Origin of the sequence: Sporosarcina sp. HYO08 (assembly GCF_001563475.1) — a bacterium.
Lineage (GTDB): Bacteria > Bacillota > Bacilli > Bacillales_A > Planococcaceae > Sporosarcina.
In genome coordinates this window covers 387,328-401,327 of the sequence record NZ_LPUT01000027.1, presented here as the reverse complement: position 1 = coordinate 401,327, position 14,000 = coordinate 387,328, and the positions used below count along the sequence as shown (strand labels likewise).

Sequence of the window (14,000 nt, the reverse complement as noted above, 5' to 3'; positions counted from 1 at the left end):
CATCATTTCCTTTGTCTGTCCAGCTCGCAAAGAGTAGAATGGAAGTAATAGTATACGATTTATTTTGAAAGTGGGTTTAACCATGAAAAAAGCAATCCTTCTTTTGATGTCGGTACAGTTTTTCGTTTATCTTGGCTTTGGCATTGTCATTCCAATTCTTCCGGAAGTCATACTTGACCACGGCTATGGTGAGGTCCATGTCGGGGGGCTTATTACAATTTATGCACTCGCCTCCTTTTTCACGGCGCCGCTATGGGGCTCGCTATCTGATCGTACAGGAAGAAAAAAACTTATTTTAATCGGACTGCTTGGCTTCAGTTCCAGCTTCTTTCTCTTTGCATTATTCTTAGATTATTTGCCGCTACTTTACCTTTCACGCATTGTAGGCGGAATATTCTCCGGCGCACTTTATACCGCGGTGACAGGTTTTGCAGCTGATATGACAGATGAGGAAAATCGAAATAAATATATGGGACTGCTCGGGATGTCGATTGGACTCGGCTTTATATTCGGGCCGGCAATTGGCGGGGTGCTTGGACATACAAACTTACAACTTCCCTACCTCGCCTCCGGTATTCTTACATTGGCATTAGCAATTTACGCAGGAATCATTTTAAAAGAACCTGAAAGGCGCGGCGAAGCGAATAAACGTACACTTCTCCCTAAGGGTGGATCAACACTTTGGCAATACCGCATTCGCTATTTATTTTTACTCTCGTTTGTCGTCACACTCGTCCTAGCGGGATTAGAATCTACGTTTCAACTATTCCAAATTTCCAACATCCAAATTACACCGCTTCAAATTGGCTACTTATTCATGGCCAGCGGTTTCGTTGATGCGGCCATCCAAGGGGCGGTTGTCCGTCGAGTGAAAAATGGTACGGAAACGACTTGGATCATTGGCGCACAAATTATTACTGCACTTGGGCTGTTTTTAATCCCCTTTACGACGAACTTATTTTGGGCAGGCGTTGCACTAAGTATCTTTACAGCTGGGAACGCGCTTGCACGCACGATACTTGTTTCGTTAACGACGAAGGAAGCAGGGGGAAAATACGGAACGGCAGCAGGAATGACCTATTCGATGGACAATATGGGCAGGATTTTTGGTCCTTTGCTTTTTACGTGGATCTTTACCAAAGAAGCGGGCAATATGTATATGATTTCCGCGATTGTCGCACTCGCTGCAATTGCTCTAATTTTCACTTTTAGGAAAACGAGCAAATCACTAAGAAATATCAATGCTACAACCGAAGCCTAAAAAAAGAAGACCGTTTCGCTATCAAACAGCGAACGGTCTTCTTTTACTATTATTGAAGGCTGGCAAAGTTCACAAATATTTTCGCCGCTTGCCCACGGGTTGTCGGGGCGTGCGGCATGAACTGATCCCCGGCGCCGCTTGCAATTTGGTAGTCATATAAGAATGCGATGGCTTTTTGCGCTTCGGCATCTAAATGACCGATATCTGTAAATGGCGTTGTCGATGCCTCGTAAGGCAATCCGCTTACCAGCTCGAATGTACGTTCAAGCATAAGCGCCAGCTCTGCACGCGTCACAGGGGCGGTTGGATGGAATTTTCCGTTGCTGCCTTTGACAATGCCGAATTGATAAGCAGCTACAACTTCAGCTTGCGTTTCTTTTGAATAACTTCTAATATCCGGAAAGGGTGCCACTGCTTCCATGTTCACCTGCAAATTGAGTGAACGGACGATGATCGCGGCAGCTTGTAAACGGTTTAAAGTATCATTCGGTTTAAAGGTTCCATCTGAATGACCTTTTACAAGACCGAGCTGGACGGATTTATGAATATAATCTTTAAATGGACTTGTAGCAATATCCGGGAAATGCGGTAACGTCTCTTCGTCTGTATGCCATTGATAATGCTTTTTAATCGCCCAATCAAATTGTTCAAAAACAACTTGATAACCTTCAGCGCTCAAGTGGACGCTTAGCGGGTTTGGCAAATACGTTGGATAATCCTTTGCAATTTGCTCCGCAGTTGGAACGAATATTGCCGGCGTTCCCATCGCTCCTTGTTGAATCGCCGTGTTTAAACCGGCAACTAACTGATTGATCATCGGTTGTAATGCGGGGTCTACCGAAGGGAATGAATTATAATATCCCATTATATAAATCTGGACTTTTGGATTTAATTGGTAGATTCCCTTTAAAATCGCGTGATAATTTTGTCCAACCTGTACAATCTCATTTTTTAACGCGGCCTCATCATATGTTACTTCGCCTGTTTCTTTATTAAGCTTAAAGTATTGAAATAGATCATTCGCACCGACACTAATTGTTATTAAATCTGCTGTGGCGATAGATTTGTGCAAGGTAGCGGTCTGTGAGTTATCGTTAGATCCAATAATCGGTTTTTCCACGTCTGTTTGTAATTCGCTTAAAATGTTTTTTGTCGTATAGCCCGGCGTTGCAAAACCTTTGTTATAGGATTTCAATAATCCCGAAGCTTTCAATGTTTGTGCAATTAGATCTGCGTAACCAAGCCCTGGCTTATCTTGGGAATTAACCCCGAAGGCTAGTGAGTCTCCTAGCGCTAAGTAGTGAACCGGCTCTACCGTTGCTTCCGCTTTCGTCTCGGAAGCAAATGATTGTGCAGGACTTATAACTAGTTGCAAAACAAGGGCAATTGCAAACAGAATTTGGAGCTGTACGATCCTTTTCAAATAGTTTCCCCTCCATTTGTCATATCAAGATCGGATCTAACCTCACTAACCCTCCTTTCAACCTAAGCCTCACAGACTACCCCCCGGAATAATCTGATCATTTAGATTTTACTACAGCCCTTTTCTCCTATCAAGAAAATACTATTCTTCCAGTTAACTATTTTCGAGCATGTAGCTATTCTTTCTCACAGATGACTAGGAATGACGGGATTATGGAACATTCATTGAACAGGGATTAAACAGATCTCGTTAGTGGTACAAATAACTAGGGAGCATTAGACATAAGATGTTAGAACATGAAAAATAATGGCTTCCCTTCCCGTTTAACTGCTGCCCCGTAATTTGACGGAAATTCTTATTGTGAAGATAGGGTTTGTGTTAATTTCTTCATTTTCCTTCATTATTCGGTATACTATGTACATAAGTAATGACTTTAGAAAAGGGGGGAGCTCATGACACTAACGCAACTGATTGGCGTCTCTGTGACTGTCATTTTAATATTGAATATTTTTCTTGCTGCTGCATTGATCTTTCTTGAGAGAAGAGATCCTACTGCGACGTGGGCATGGCTCCTCGTCTTATTCTTTATTCCGTTTTTTGGTTTTTTCATCTATTTACTGTTAGGGCGACAACTGAGCGAAAAGAAATTATTTCGCTGGGAAGGCCGGGATAAAATTGGCATCGAGCAATTAATTCAATACCAAGTAGAAGCAATTGAAAATAATACCTTCGAATTTAGGCTGGATGATACTGCTCATTATCAAGACATGGTCTATCTTCACTTAAGAAACAACCACGCGGTTTTAACGCAAGATAATGATGTGCAAGTTTTCAATGATGGAATGATGAAGTTTAATACGCTTATCGAAGACCTGGAACAAGCAAAAGACCATATCCATTTCCAATACTATATTATCCGCCTCGATGATTTGGGGAAGAAAATTTTAGAAGTGCTCATTCGGAAAGCCAAACAAGGGGTAAAAGTTCGTTTTCTTTTTGATGATATCGGCTCCCGAGGTCTTCATAAAAGACATCTCCGCGAGCTGATCAAACACGGCGGTGAGGTTGAGGCGTTTTTCCCAGCCGTTTTCCCACTTGTTAATCCACGTTTAAATTATAGAAATCACCGGAAGATTGTTGTGATTGATGGTCGGATTGGCTATATAGGCGGCTTTAATGTCGGGGATGAGTATTTAGGGCTTTCCAAAAAATTTGGTTACTGGCGGGATACTCATTTACGGATTGAAGGTAGTGCAGTTCATCCCCTTCAAACCCGGTTTATCCTTGACTGGAACCAAGCATCTGAGCACCATGACATCGAATACGCGGAGCAGTATTTTCCTGCCATACCGAGAAAAGGATCTGTCGGCATGCAAATCGTCTCAAGCGGACCCGATTCGCAGGGAGAACAGATTAAAGATGGTTATTTAAAAATGATCTTCATCGCCAAAAAGTATATTTACATTCAAACACCTTACTTCATTCCTGACGTCAGTTTTCTCGATGCACTGCGGGTTGCTTGTTTGTCGGGTGTAGATGTGCGTATTATGATTCCAAACAAGCCTGACCATATGTTTGTGTACTGGGCAACTTATTCGAATGTAGGAAAGTTATTAAAAGCCGGAGCGAAAGTGTATATTTATGAAAATGGCTTTATCCATTCAAAACAGATTGTTGTGGATGATGAATTATCGACCGTCGGCACTGCGAATATCGATGTTCGAAGCTTCAAGTTGAACTTTGAAATTAATGCTTTTATTTATGACCGCGAAAAGTCGCATGAACTAGCCGAGCTGTTTGAACAAGACATTCAAGCATCGACGGAGTTGACGTATGAAATGTATTTGCAGCGTACACGCGCTGTCAAAATAAAAGAATCGGTTTCACGGTTACTATCGCCGATATTGTAAACACAAAATGAAGTGCCTGGCACCATTGAACACTAAATATAGTATCGAAAACAGAACATGATACTACATTTTGACAGTGTGCAGCGGTGCCAGGCACTTCTAAGATAGTCCTTTTAGATCCCTAAATACTCTTCAAGCGTACTATTGTTTTGATAGATTTCGTTTGCAATCGTTTCTCCTACGTAACGGAAATGCCAAGATTCATACATATAGCCTGTAATTTCTTCTTTTCCTAAAGGATAACGTAAAATGAAGCCATATCGATGGGCATTTGCCCCAACCCATTTCCCCGCTTCCGTTTCGGCGAATGAAGAAGAGGCCCAATGCTTTTCGTAATTCACTTCTCCGATATCAAAGGCCAAGCCAGTTTGATGCTCTGAGTAGCCAGGGCGTGCACTATACCGATCGGCAGCTTCTTTTCCATCCCTTTCAACATACCTTTCGTACAGTGTTGTTTGATATTCAAACGAACGGTAGGTACTGAATGCAGTCAGGTGAAAGCCGACAAGTTTCGCCTCCGCGGCCATTTTATTAAACGCTTCACGCGCTTCCTGATTTTCACCTGGTGCAAATGTAGAAGGTAATGGATATTTTTTATTGGCAATTAAAACGCCATTGATATACGTTGGCTCTTCTGGCAACTGCTGTCCTTCTATATAGCCTCCAGCATCTGTTTGCTCCGAATCCACCTCGTCAGTCGGTGCTTCAACTCCAGCTGAATCTGATACTTCAGAAGACGGTGTCGAATCAGTTTCCGGATCCGAATGATTTTCAGAAACCGGTTCCTGTTGTTCCTTCGTTTGATTACTCCCTGTAATCGCTGAAAAGCTTTTGTTAAGATCCCATTGATGCATCCCTAACCAAATAACGAGACTTGTCATAATCGTTCCTGAAATAATCAATGCAATGGTTAATGCTTTTCCATTCTTTTTAGATTGGGTTCTATCTGTATATTTATTTTTCCGCTTCATTCTCTTTGCCTTCCTTCATCTTCACTTCCTCTAGTTTACCATTTTTTCTCTTTCAAGTGTCTCTGTAGAAAAAGGACGTGTGCAGGAAAATGTTTTTCCTGTATAGGTCCTTTTTATCCCAGTATGATAATGAAAAAGTAGACAATACATGCAATCCCAAAAAAGAATGCCATCGATCGCATCCATTTTGCTTCACGTTCCATTCCTTGTTCTCGAAACCTTTTCACACGGGACGCGTTTGTCAGTGTAAACAATGCTGTCATAGAGAGTACGGCATAATGTAAGTTTAATTTAACAATGAAATAAAGTGAGGCAAGGGCAGTTGCGACAATCCCAATGATGAATAGCCATCCTTTCGGCATTTTTTCATCCTCCTTGAAAATCAAAAAAGTTGTTCAAAGTGTCATGGATAACGGACGCATTGAACAACTCCAATTGTTATTTTTTTCGCTTTGATTTCTTCTGATTGTTCGGCTTCTTTTGATCGTCCGATTTCTTTTGATCATCTGGTTTCTTCTGATCGGCGGTTTCCGTAGCCACTTCTGGCTCTGTATAATAAAACTTACGTCCAAGATAAGTTTGGAAGATAAGAAGTAGCCCTCCTACCGCCCAATACAACGGTAATGCTGACATCGCTTTAAACGAGATGAACATAATCATAATCGGCGATAAGTAGATAAACATCTTCATCTGTTGCTTTTGTTGTTCCGGCATTGTCCATAGGGATACACGTGCCTGAACGAAGTAGACAGCTCCAGCCAAGAGCATCATAATCATATCGGGTGTTCCTAGGTTAAACCATAAAAATTGATGTGATTTCACTTCGGGTGAATAGAGAATTGCAAAATAAAGCCCCATAATGATTGGCATTTGGATAATGAGCGGGAGACATCCCATATTTAACGGGTTGACACCATGCTTTGAATAAAGCCCCATCATTTCTTGTTGAAGTTTTACTTGCTCATCTTTATCCTCTTTTTCTTTCGCTTCTTTTATCCGTTTCTGAATATCTTCCATTTCCGGACGAAGCGCATCCATCTTCACTTTCATTTGTTGCTGGGCTTTGTAATTTTTCAGCATGAAAGGCATAAGGATTAACCGAATGATTACGGTAATGAGAATAATGGCAAGCCCATAGCTTCCATTAAGTAGATCACTAAAATAATGAAGCAGCCATTCCATTGGCTTGACGAAAAGATCATAAAACGTGCCTTCTTTTTTCTCGACGCCCGCGCAACCACTTAAAAAGACGGCGGCCGTGATCAACATTGCCACAAAACTAATTCTTTTCTTCAATAGATTCACCTTCACTAATTCAAACTACTAAAAAGTATACCTTATAGACACCGACTATGACAATGAATGTCCATTGAAAAATTGTCTACCCACACGTCCAAAGTGAAATTAAAATAGACAAAGTCAAAAAACGACTTTGTCTATACGCCAAAAATATCTTCGTTACTGTGCCTGTCCAATTTCTCCTTGTTCTTTCTTCGTGTAAAGACCGTCTGTTTCATGCGATTTTGCTTCATCGTCTTCAACCTGCTGATTATAATAATGAACGCTCGTTTGCGATCCTTCACTTACCATTTTATTGTCCTGAAGATCGTATGGATCCGAATGTCCAACCTTCGTTTCAGAATCCCGATTATATTTTTGCGATTGGAGAAAAGAATCCAATTTTGTCTTCGCATTTTGGAATATCACTTGGGCCTTGTCCCGATTTTCCTTTTTACTAAAATATGCATAAGTTCCAGCTGCAATGGTTGCCAACAAAATTCCATTATTTCGTTTTCGTGCCATTTCAACATACCTCCCAATTTCTTCTATGAGTTAGTTGAGAGTATACCCTTTTTTATCAGTTCGAAAACTTCAATTCGAATAAATGGATACATATATGCCAGTGTTTCCACTGTTTTCCAAACGACGTTTCTTTTGTATAACATTTCGGTTACAATTATAGTTTTAGAGCGTTGTTTTTGATATGATAGGAAAAAGAATTAGTGGGGTGAAAGTGCAATGATCCGACCAATGACAATCAAGGATATCGTGCACGTACAACGAATCGCTCACGAGACGTGGCGCGAAACGTATAAAGGTATTATTCCACAAGACATCCAAACAGCATTCATTAACCGTTCCTATTCAGATGCCATGTTAAAAAAGCGCATGGAAAAGACTTGTCTGCTCATCGCCGAATGCGATGGCGTGCCAGTTGGCTTTATCAACTTCACAAAAAAAGACGCAGATGGTGACTCTGAGTTAACAGCGATGTATGTTTTACCAGGCTATCAGAAAGTTGGTTATGGCAAGAAGCTATTCAAAAATGCCTTATCGATGTTAAGAGATGCCGAGCGGCTATTCGTTTACGTTGATGGTCAAAACCGCAACGGCCGATCTTTTTATGAAAAGCAAGGCTTTGAACTGCAAAGTGTTTTTCAAGAAGATTTTGAAGGCTTGCCAGTGGAAACTGCCGAATATATTTATACGATTCAAAGTGCTGTTTTAGTATAAAATGCAAAAACGCTTTCCATGTTGGAAAGCGTTTTTACTTTATAAAGGCCGCATTGTATCATCATATTGATCATTTAAAAAGTGAGAATCCTCCGCGATCGGTGCTTTTCTTACAAAGCAAAGAATGGCAGCAATATAAAGTAAGATGGATGCCAAGGAAAGAATTCCACCTAATACACCACTAATGATGAATAAGATTCCTGCAAGCTTTGGATTCGAATTGTTCCAAACTTTTACGATGCCGAGAATGCTCAATATAAAGCTAATGACGAGACCAATAATGAGCAGCCACATAATGCCGCCCATAAAGCCCATAACCGATGTGAATACTTCCAGGTCCTCCGGCGTCATTGTCGGATCTATTGCAAGCATTTCCTTTTCAAAGTCTTGCATCATCATTGAATCCGATTTCACAACATTTATAAATGACATAAAAGCAATACCGAGCACTACACTAATTCCAGTAAATACCGTCCCAATGATCGACAATATCCTTTCAGCAGTACGTTTCATCCATTCCACCTCTTTCTTTGACGTATATAAATATACGCTTAAGCCGTGTATTTAGTTTCATATTTCCCCTAAAAAAATAAAGCAATCCACTTTTCGCGGATTGCTTTATTTTTAATTCACCTTAATGTCCTCGTATTCTTTAAACCGTTCAAACGCCGTGACAACGTATGAACAAACCGGTTCTATTTTATGTCCTTTTTCACGCGCATAATCCGCTGCGCGGTCTAGTAATTGCTTCGCTACGCCTCTTCCACGAAGTTCAGAAGACACATACGTATGATCGACCACCATGACATCCCCTAACATGGTCCACGTAATTTCGGCAAGTACCTTTCCATCCTGTTCATTACGAAGCGAAAACACATCCCCGCCTAGCTTCACTAACTCAAAATCCATATCGTATCCTCCTCTTCTGACTTTTGCCAAGAGATGCAATACTCTCTTTTCATCACTATACAGCAAAATTACAAAATAAAAAAGAAGAGGCTATGCAAGGCCTCTTCGGTAAATCATTTAAAAATGGATGCGATTGAATCGAACAAGTCAGCAAAGAACTGTTTTACTTTATCCCAAAAACCTGGGTCGATTTCGCCAAATTTCTCTTTGATTTTTGTCGTCATATCATTTAACTGATCGGACAGTTTGCTAAAATCGATATTAAGGTTTCGAATACGGTCCATTAATTCAATAAGCAATTGACGGTCTGCTTCACTTAGCTCGATGTTTAGCTTATTCAATTGTTCCGTAACAATTTTTTCAACTTCCTCTTTCGTGGCAGGATTTTTTTCAGCAATTTGCTTTTTAATTTCTGTTAACAACTCCGCCACTTTGTCCGCATCGACACCCGATTCCTCGGAAAACTTCGTCGCCAAATTTAACTCGTCATTTGCGACGTCTGTTCGTTCTGTATCTAGTTTTTCACCTGTCACTTCATACGCTTTGTAAATACCGACAAGGGCAGAATGACCAGTTACTTTTTTCGGCGCCGCGACTTCTACGACCGCATCTTCAATTCCTGCTGTCAGCATCGCATTGGCATACATTTCCGGCGTCACTTGTGTAATATTCTCTTCTGTGACAATCGTAATGACAAGTCCTTTACCTTCGTCTTGCCTCGTTATTTTGGCAGACGAATACATTCTTGCTCTGCTGTCTCCGCCTTTAATATACTTCACTAAGTCATTTCCATCGACTGTAATTTCTTCTACTTCTGCTTCTTTTTGAACTGCTAAACTGTTTTTAACACTTTCTTTTTCAGCATCAGATAAATTGGAGCCATAGACGACGATCGGCACGCCAAGTTTTTCATTGACAACACCTTCTGCCTGCACGAAATGCGGCATGAATAGACCCACTGAAAGTACGGCAGCCATAGCGATTTTCACGAAATGTTTCATACATTTTCCCCCTCACATCAATGTAGTACGCATAATCGGTAAAAAAGTTCCCTTTTTCGTATACAGTGAGGTTATTTGATCTCCGTCCATCCGTCGCTTTGCGTAATTTTCCCTTCTTTCATCAGCTTGCCGAGCGCCCTTTTAAATGCCCCTTTACTTAGGTTGAACATTTCTTTTATTTCTTCAGGCGTGGAACGATCTGTGAAAGGCATTCGACCGCCAATATCATTTAAGTAGTTCCAAATCGTTTCAGCATCACCGCCAAGTCGTTCTTCTTTCCTTGGGAGCATGGAACCGTTCAATGTTCCATCATTATGAACATCAATAACACGAACAGTGATTTCCTGTCCCAGCCTTGGTTCAGCTTCCTGTTCCGATCGATGGATAAAGATGCGGTAATTTTCTGGAATGGTCAGCATAAAAGAACCGACCGGTAGTAATCGATAAGCGCGTGCGGTTAAATTGGCATTCATAATAGATGTAGGGGCAGGCGCGATTTCTTCCAATACACGCTCCTCTGTGGCAAGCCGTCCAAAGATCGTTCCGCCTAAGTCTGTGCGAAGTGTCATATACAGTTCATCGTCAATTTTGGGCCAAAGCGACCGGATTCTCGGCATATCGGCTTTGTTCACGAGTACTTCAAAGGAAGATCCAATATCGACATAGACCCCTTCCTGATCCTCTACACGTATGACCCTTGCCCAACCGTATGTTCCAAACGTCATATTCGGCATATGCATTGTTGCCGTTAATTTACCTTTGCGATTTGCATATAGGAAAACGCGCACAGTATGTCCGACCGCTGTGTCTTCATCCGCTTCAGACATATTTAAATAGATTTCTTCGTCCTGTCCATCTAATACCCATCTTGAACCGTCTTGTCCGATCACCTTTAGTTCGGCTACATTTCCTGATTTCAATTGTTCCATTGGTCATTCATCCTTTTCCTGATCTTCGATAATCCGCAGCTTTTTTACGAATTCTTGATCTTTTTCCATTGCTTCTACAAGATCGGTAATGCGATCCATCGCATTCCAACTTAAGTGATGTTCGATTCCTTCTACATCAGCGTAAATATTTTTTTCCTCTACACCAATAATGCGAAGAAATTGCTCGAGTAATTCATGTCGCCGGACAAGTTTTTTACCAAACTTCCATCCTTGTTCCGTGAGTTCGAGTCCTTTATATCGCTCGTAAATAACGTATCCCTCACGGTCAAGCCGCTGCGCCATTTTTGTTACAGAAGAAGGCAAGACTTCAAGATTTTCCGCGATTTCCGAAACGCGGGCGACACCTTTCGCCTCAAGCTGCAAATAGATTTGTTCAATGTAATCTTCCATACCTGGTGTTGCCATCCGTAACGCCTCCAGTATGTATAACCTTCTATTCCCTCTTTAGGTCATATTATTTTAGCATGATCCATCCTATTCTTGTAGAAATTCGTTTTACGCAGGGAAAGGGATGATAACATACGTCAGCATCCCTTTCCATTTTCAGTTATTTATTTTTGAATACGTAAGAGTCGTAAGGAATTGAGTACAACAAGTAATGTTGCACCCATATCCGCAAAAATGGCGATCCATAGCGTAAGCCATCCGGGGATGATTAACAGTAATGCGATGATTTTTAATCCTAATGCAAAGGCAATGTTTTCTTTAATAATTCGCAGTGTCTTGCGGCTCACTTTCATCGTATAAGGCAATTGCTCCAAATCGTCTGCCATGAGGGCGATATCCGCCGTTTCTAACGCGGCGTCCGTTCCAGCGCCTCCCATTGCAATTCCAATCGAAGCTGCAGCCAGGGCCGGTGCATCATTCACACCGTCACCGACCATCGCTACACGGCCGTATTGTCCATTTAACTGTTTAATCGCGTCAAGTTTTTGTTCTGGCAATAGGCTCGCGCGTACATCCGAGATCCCAAGGCGCTTGGCAATCGCTTGTGCTGTAATTGGATGATCTCCCGTCAACATGACAATATGTTGGATACCAATTTTTTTCAACTTGTCAATGACTGTCTTACTTTCTGCCCGTACAGGATCTGCCACCGCAATTAGCCCGCAAAATTGTCCATCTAGCGCAATTGCCATCACGGACTTTCCTTCCTGCTGTAACGTCTCTGCATGCAAAAGTGTCGATTCAGGAATAACAGCCATCTCTTGAATCCAGTCTAAACTTCCAATCGACACGGTCATGCCGTCAACTTGTGCAAAAGCCCCTTTTCCCGTTACTGATTGGAAATCAGTTGCCGGGAGCGATTCCGCATGATTTTTTCGTGCATACGTAACGATCGCCTTGGCAAGCGGATGCTGCGACAACGATTCAACCGCCTGTGTTAAACGTAATAACTCGCCTTTGTCAATCCCTTCCACAGGAACAAAATCCGTCACTTCTGGATAACCCTTCGTCAATGTGCCGGTTTTGTCAAAAGCGATGACACGTAAATGACCTGTATCTTCTAAATGTACGCCGCCTTTGATCAAAACACCTTGACGTGCTGCATTTCCAATCGCCGTCACAATAGCAACTGGCGTCGAGACGACAAGCGCACAAGGACAGCCGACGACGAGAACCGCAAGCCCTTGATAAATCCAAGTCATCCACTCCCCGAAGAACAGCGGCGGAATGATCGCGATTAAAAGCGCAATGATGATAATCACTGGTGTATAATATTTTGCGAAACGATCGACAAATTTTTGCGTAGGCGCTTTTTCTGCCTGTGCTTCTTCTACAAGGTGAATGATTTTCGCAATCGTTGTATCTCCTACTAGCTTTGTGACGGAGACTTCAAGTGCACCTTCCTCATTTAGTGTCCCTGCATAGACTGTGCTCTCTCTTTCCTTAACGACTGGGATCGATTCACCTGTGATCGCCGCCTGATTTACTGTCGATTTTCCGGACAATACGACACCGTCCATCGCAATTTTTTGCCCAGGTTTAACGAGTAACACATCTCCAATGACAATTTCTTCAGTTGATAATTCAACTAGTTCGTCCCCTCGCTTCACGATTGCTGTGGGAGGTGCAATATCCATGAGCTTTTGAATGGACTTGCGCGCTTTGTTCATTGAATAAGCTTCCAATGCTTCACTAATCGCAAATAAGAATACAACGACGGCTGCTTCCCGCCATTCTCCAATAATCGCTGCACCTATAATGGCAATGGTCATAAGTGTCTTTAAGTCAAATTCAAACCGAACAAGGTTTTTGAATCCATCTTTAAATATATCCGCACCGCCAATGATGATCGCGAGTGTAAACAAGCTAATCGCTCCAACATGTGTTTCACCTTTTTGAAAAGATACGATAGATCCAGCAATTAGAAAAAGAAGCGAAAGCAATGTCACAAAATTTTCTCTTCGTTTAAAGAATGGTGTAGATGACTCTTTTTTCCTTTGTGTTCCCGTGACTACTTTAATGCCATCGAAAGCACCAGCATCCTCTATCTCCTTGATCGTCGCTTCCCCGCTGTATGATAGTTTCGATGCACCGAAGTTGACCTGGGCATCTACAATGTTCGGAAGACTTTTGACATTATTTTCAAATTTCATCGCACAGCTTGCACAGGTTAAGTTTTCCAAACGGTATTCTTTCTTGTTAGCCGTTGTCATTGTGATCACCTTCCTGTGCATGGACATGTGCAATTTTAACGAGCTGATGCACATGGCGATCTGCCAACGAGTAATAGACCATTTTTCCTTTTCGTCTTGATTTGGCTAAATCCCCATCCCGCAAATAGCGTAAATGATGGGATGCCGTCGCTACTGAAGACCCAATAACTGCCGCTACGTCGCATACACACATTTCCTCTTCAAGTGTTAACGTATAGGCAATTTTTAATCGTGTTTCGTCTGCTAACGCTTTAAATATTTGTACGGCGGCACCCAAATCAGGAATAGCTTGTTGAACGCGTTCTACAACTTCATCATGTACGATTGTTACTTCACATATCTCTTTTACTGGCATGAAAACACCTCATTCAAATATCGGTTTGATTATTTACATTATATGC

General features: G+C 41.7%; 15 protein-coding genes. 3 read left to right on the top strand and 12 right to left on the bottom strand.

Features of this window, described 5'->3' with window-relative positions; translation table 11 throughout:
- Nucleotides 1-82 precede the first annotated feature (82 nt).
- Entirely contained in the window at nt 83-1,261 is a 1,179-nt protein-coding gene (locus AU377_RS11265; protein WP_067407856.1) for an MFS transporter, read from the top strand.
- A 49-nt stretch (nt 1,262-1,310) separates the two neighbouring features.
- Here the strand turns inward: AU377_RS11265 and AU377_RS11260 are convergent, their stop codons facing one another.
- Nucleotides 1,311-2,684, bottom strand: coding sequence for an S-layer homology domain-containing protein (locus tag AU377_RS11260; protein WP_067407855.1), 1,374 nt, complete (start codon nt 2,682-2,684; stop codon nt 1,311-1,313).
- Nucleotides 2,685-3,136: 452 nt separating this feature from the next.
- On the opposite strand from AU377_RS11260, the gene cls reads away from it, so the two are divergent.
- The gene (gene cls / locus AU377_RS11255; RefSeq protein WP_067407854.1) at nt 3,137-4,594 is read left to right on the top strand and encodes a cardiolipin synthase; all 1,458 of its coding nucleotides are present in this window, start codon (nt 3,137-3,139) and stop codon (nt 4,592-4,594) included.
- 113 nt (nt 4,595-4,707) lie between these two features.
- Here the strand turns inward: cls and AU377_RS11250 are convergent, their stop codons facing one another.
- The 4 genes from AU377_RS11250 to AU377_RS11235 all read right to left on the bottom strand — a co-directional run bounded on the left by AU377_RS11250 (nt 4,708) and on the right by AU377_RS11235 (nt 7,368).
- Nucleotides 4,708-5,565 (bottom strand): D-alanyl-D-alanine carboxypeptidase family protein, encoded by an 858-nt coding sequence (locus tag AU377_RS11250; protein ID WP_082732016.1) that lies wholly within the window; start codon nt 5,563-5,565, stop codon nt 4,708-4,710.
- Between the two features lie 113 nt (nt 5,566-5,678).
- A complete protein-coding gene (locus AU377_RS11245; protein WP_067407853.1) occupies nt 5,679-5,927 on the bottom strand; it encodes a hypothetical protein in 249 nt (82 codons plus the stop codon).
- 76 nt (nt 5,928-6,003) lie between these two features.
- The gene (gene yidC / locus AU377_RS11240; protein ID WP_172794059.1) at nt 6,004-6,834 is read right to left on the bottom strand and encodes a membrane protein insertase YidC; all 831 of its coding nucleotides are present in this window, start codon (nt 6,832-6,834) and stop codon (nt 6,004-6,006) included.
- A gap of 189 nt (nt 6,835-7,023) precedes the next feature.
- Nucleotides 7,024-7,368, bottom strand: coding sequence for a hypothetical protein (locus AU377_RS11235; RefSeq protein WP_067407852.1), 345 nt, complete (start codon nt 7,366-7,368; stop codon nt 7,024-7,026).
- Nucleotides 7,369-7,584: 216 nt separating this feature from the next.
- Here AU377_RS11235 and AU377_RS11230 point away from each other — a divergent pair, with 216 nt between their 5' ends.
- On the top strand, nt 7,585-8,079 hold the full coding sequence (locus AU377_RS11230; protein WP_067407851.1) for a GNAT family N-acetyltransferase: 495 nt from the start codon (nt 7,585-7,587) through the stop codon (nt 8,077-8,079).
- Between the two features lie 39 nt (nt 8,080-8,118).
- Here the strand turns inward: AU377_RS11230 and AU377_RS11225 are convergent, their stop codons facing one another.
- The 7 genes from AU377_RS11225 to AU377_RS11195 all read right to left on the bottom strand — a co-directional run bounded on the left by AU377_RS11225 (nt 8,119) and on the right by AU377_RS11195 (nt 13,954).
- Nucleotides 8,119-8,592, bottom strand: coding sequence for a DUF4064 domain-containing protein (locus tag AU377_RS11225; RefSeq protein ID WP_067407850.1), 474 nt, complete (start codon nt 8,590-8,592; stop codon nt 8,119-8,121).
- A 111-nt stretch (nt 8,593-8,703) separates the two neighbouring features.
- A complete protein-coding gene (locus AU377_RS11220) occupies nt 8,704-8,988 on the bottom strand; it encodes a GNAT family N-acetyltransferase (protein ID WP_067407849.1) in 285 nt (94 codons plus the stop codon).
- Nucleotides 8,989-9,101: 113 nt separating this feature from the next.
- On the bottom strand, nt 9,102-9,989 hold the full coding sequence (locus AU377_RS11215; protein ID WP_067407848.1) for a DUF1002 domain-containing protein: 888 nt from the start codon (nt 9,987-9,989) through the stop codon (nt 9,102-9,104).
- 71 nt (nt 9,990-10,060) lie between these two features.
- The gene (locus AU377_RS11210; RefSeq protein WP_067407847.1) at nt 10,061-10,918 is read right to left on the bottom strand and encodes a S1 RNA-binding domain-containing protein; all 858 of its coding nucleotides are present in this window, start codon (nt 10,916-10,918) and stop codon (nt 10,061-10,063) included.
- Between the two features lie 3 nt (nt 10,919-10,921).
- The gene (gene mntR, locus AU377_RS11205) at nt 10,922-11,344 is read right to left on the bottom strand and encodes a transcriptional regulator MntR (RefSeq protein WP_067407846.1); all 423 of its coding nucleotides are present in this window, start codon (nt 11,342-11,344) and stop codon (nt 10,922-10,924) included.
- 146 nt (nt 11,345-11,490) lie between these two features.
- Nucleotides 11,491-13,599: a heavy metal translocating P-type ATPase gene (locus AU377_RS11200; RefSeq protein WP_067407845.1), complete on the bottom strand. Its 2,109-nt coding sequence runs from the start codon at nt 13,597-13,599 to the stop codon at nt 11,491-11,493.
- The gene (locus AU377_RS11195; protein WP_067407844.1) at nt 13,586-13,954 is read right to left on the bottom strand and encodes a metalloregulator ArsR/SmtB family transcription factor; all 369 of its coding nucleotides are present in this window, start codon (nt 13,952-13,954) and stop codon (nt 13,586-13,588) included. Before AU377_RS11195 ends, AU377_RS11200 begins: the two co-directional genes overlap by 14 nt.
- Nucleotides 13,955-14,000: the final 46 nt, after the last annotated feature.

Excerpts from the sequence above, each read along its gene's own strand:
- AU377_RS11230 (WP_067407851.1), top strand. The coding sequence starts at position 7,585 with ATGATCCGACCAATGACAATCAAGGATATCGTGCACGTACAACGAATC.
- mntR (WP_067407846.1), bottom strand. The coding sequence starts at position 11,344 with ATGGCAACACCAGGTATGGAAGATTACATTGAACAAATCTATTTGCAG.
- AU377_RS11265 (WP_067407856.1), top strand. The coding sequence starts at position 83 with ATGAAAAAAGCAATCCTTCTTTTGATGTCGGTACAGTTTTTCGTTTAT.
- cls (WP_067407854.1), top strand. The coding sequence starts at position 3,137 with ATGACACTAACGCAACTGATTGGCGTCTCTGTGACTGTCATTTTAATA.
- AU377_RS11215 (WP_067407848.1), bottom strand. The coding sequence starts at position 9,989 with ATGAAACATTTCGTGAAAATCGCTATGGCTGCCGTACTTTCAGTGGGT.
- AU377_RS11210 (WP_067407847.1), bottom strand. The coding sequence starts at position 10,918 with ATGGAACAATTGAAATCAGGAAATGTAGCCGAACTAAAGGTGATCGGA.
- AU377_RS11220 (WP_067407849.1), bottom strand. The coding sequence starts at position 8,988 with ATGGATTTTGAGTTAGTGAAGCTAGGCGGGGATGTGTTTTCGCTTCGT.
- AU377_RS11250 (WP_082732016.1), bottom strand. The coding sequence starts at position 5,565 with ATGAAGCGGAAAAATAAATATACAGATAGAACCCAATCTAAAAAGAAT.
- AU377_RS11195 (WP_067407844.1), bottom strand. The coding sequence starts at position 13,954 with ATGCCAGTAAAAGAGATATGTGAAGTAACAATCGTACATGATGAAGTT.
- AU377_RS11225 (WP_067407850.1), bottom strand. The coding sequence starts at position 8,592 with ATGAAACGTACTGCTGAAAGGATATTGTCGATCATTGGGACGGTATTT.
- AU377_RS11245 (WP_067407853.1), bottom strand. The coding sequence starts at position 5,927 with ATGCCGAAAGGATGGCTATTCATCATTGGGATTGTCGCAACTGCCCTT.
- AU377_RS11235 (WP_067407852.1), bottom strand. The coding sequence starts at position 7,368 with ATGGCACGAAAACGAAATAATGGAATTTTGTTGGCAACCATTGCAGCT.
- yidC (WP_172794059.1), bottom strand. The coding sequence starts at position 6,834 with ATGTTGATCACGGCCGCCGTCTTTTTAAGTGGTTGCGCGGGCGTCGAG.
- AU377_RS11200 (WP_067407845.1), bottom strand. The coding sequence starts at position 13,599 with ATGACAACGGCTAACAAGAAAGAATACCGTTTGGAAAACTTAACCTGT.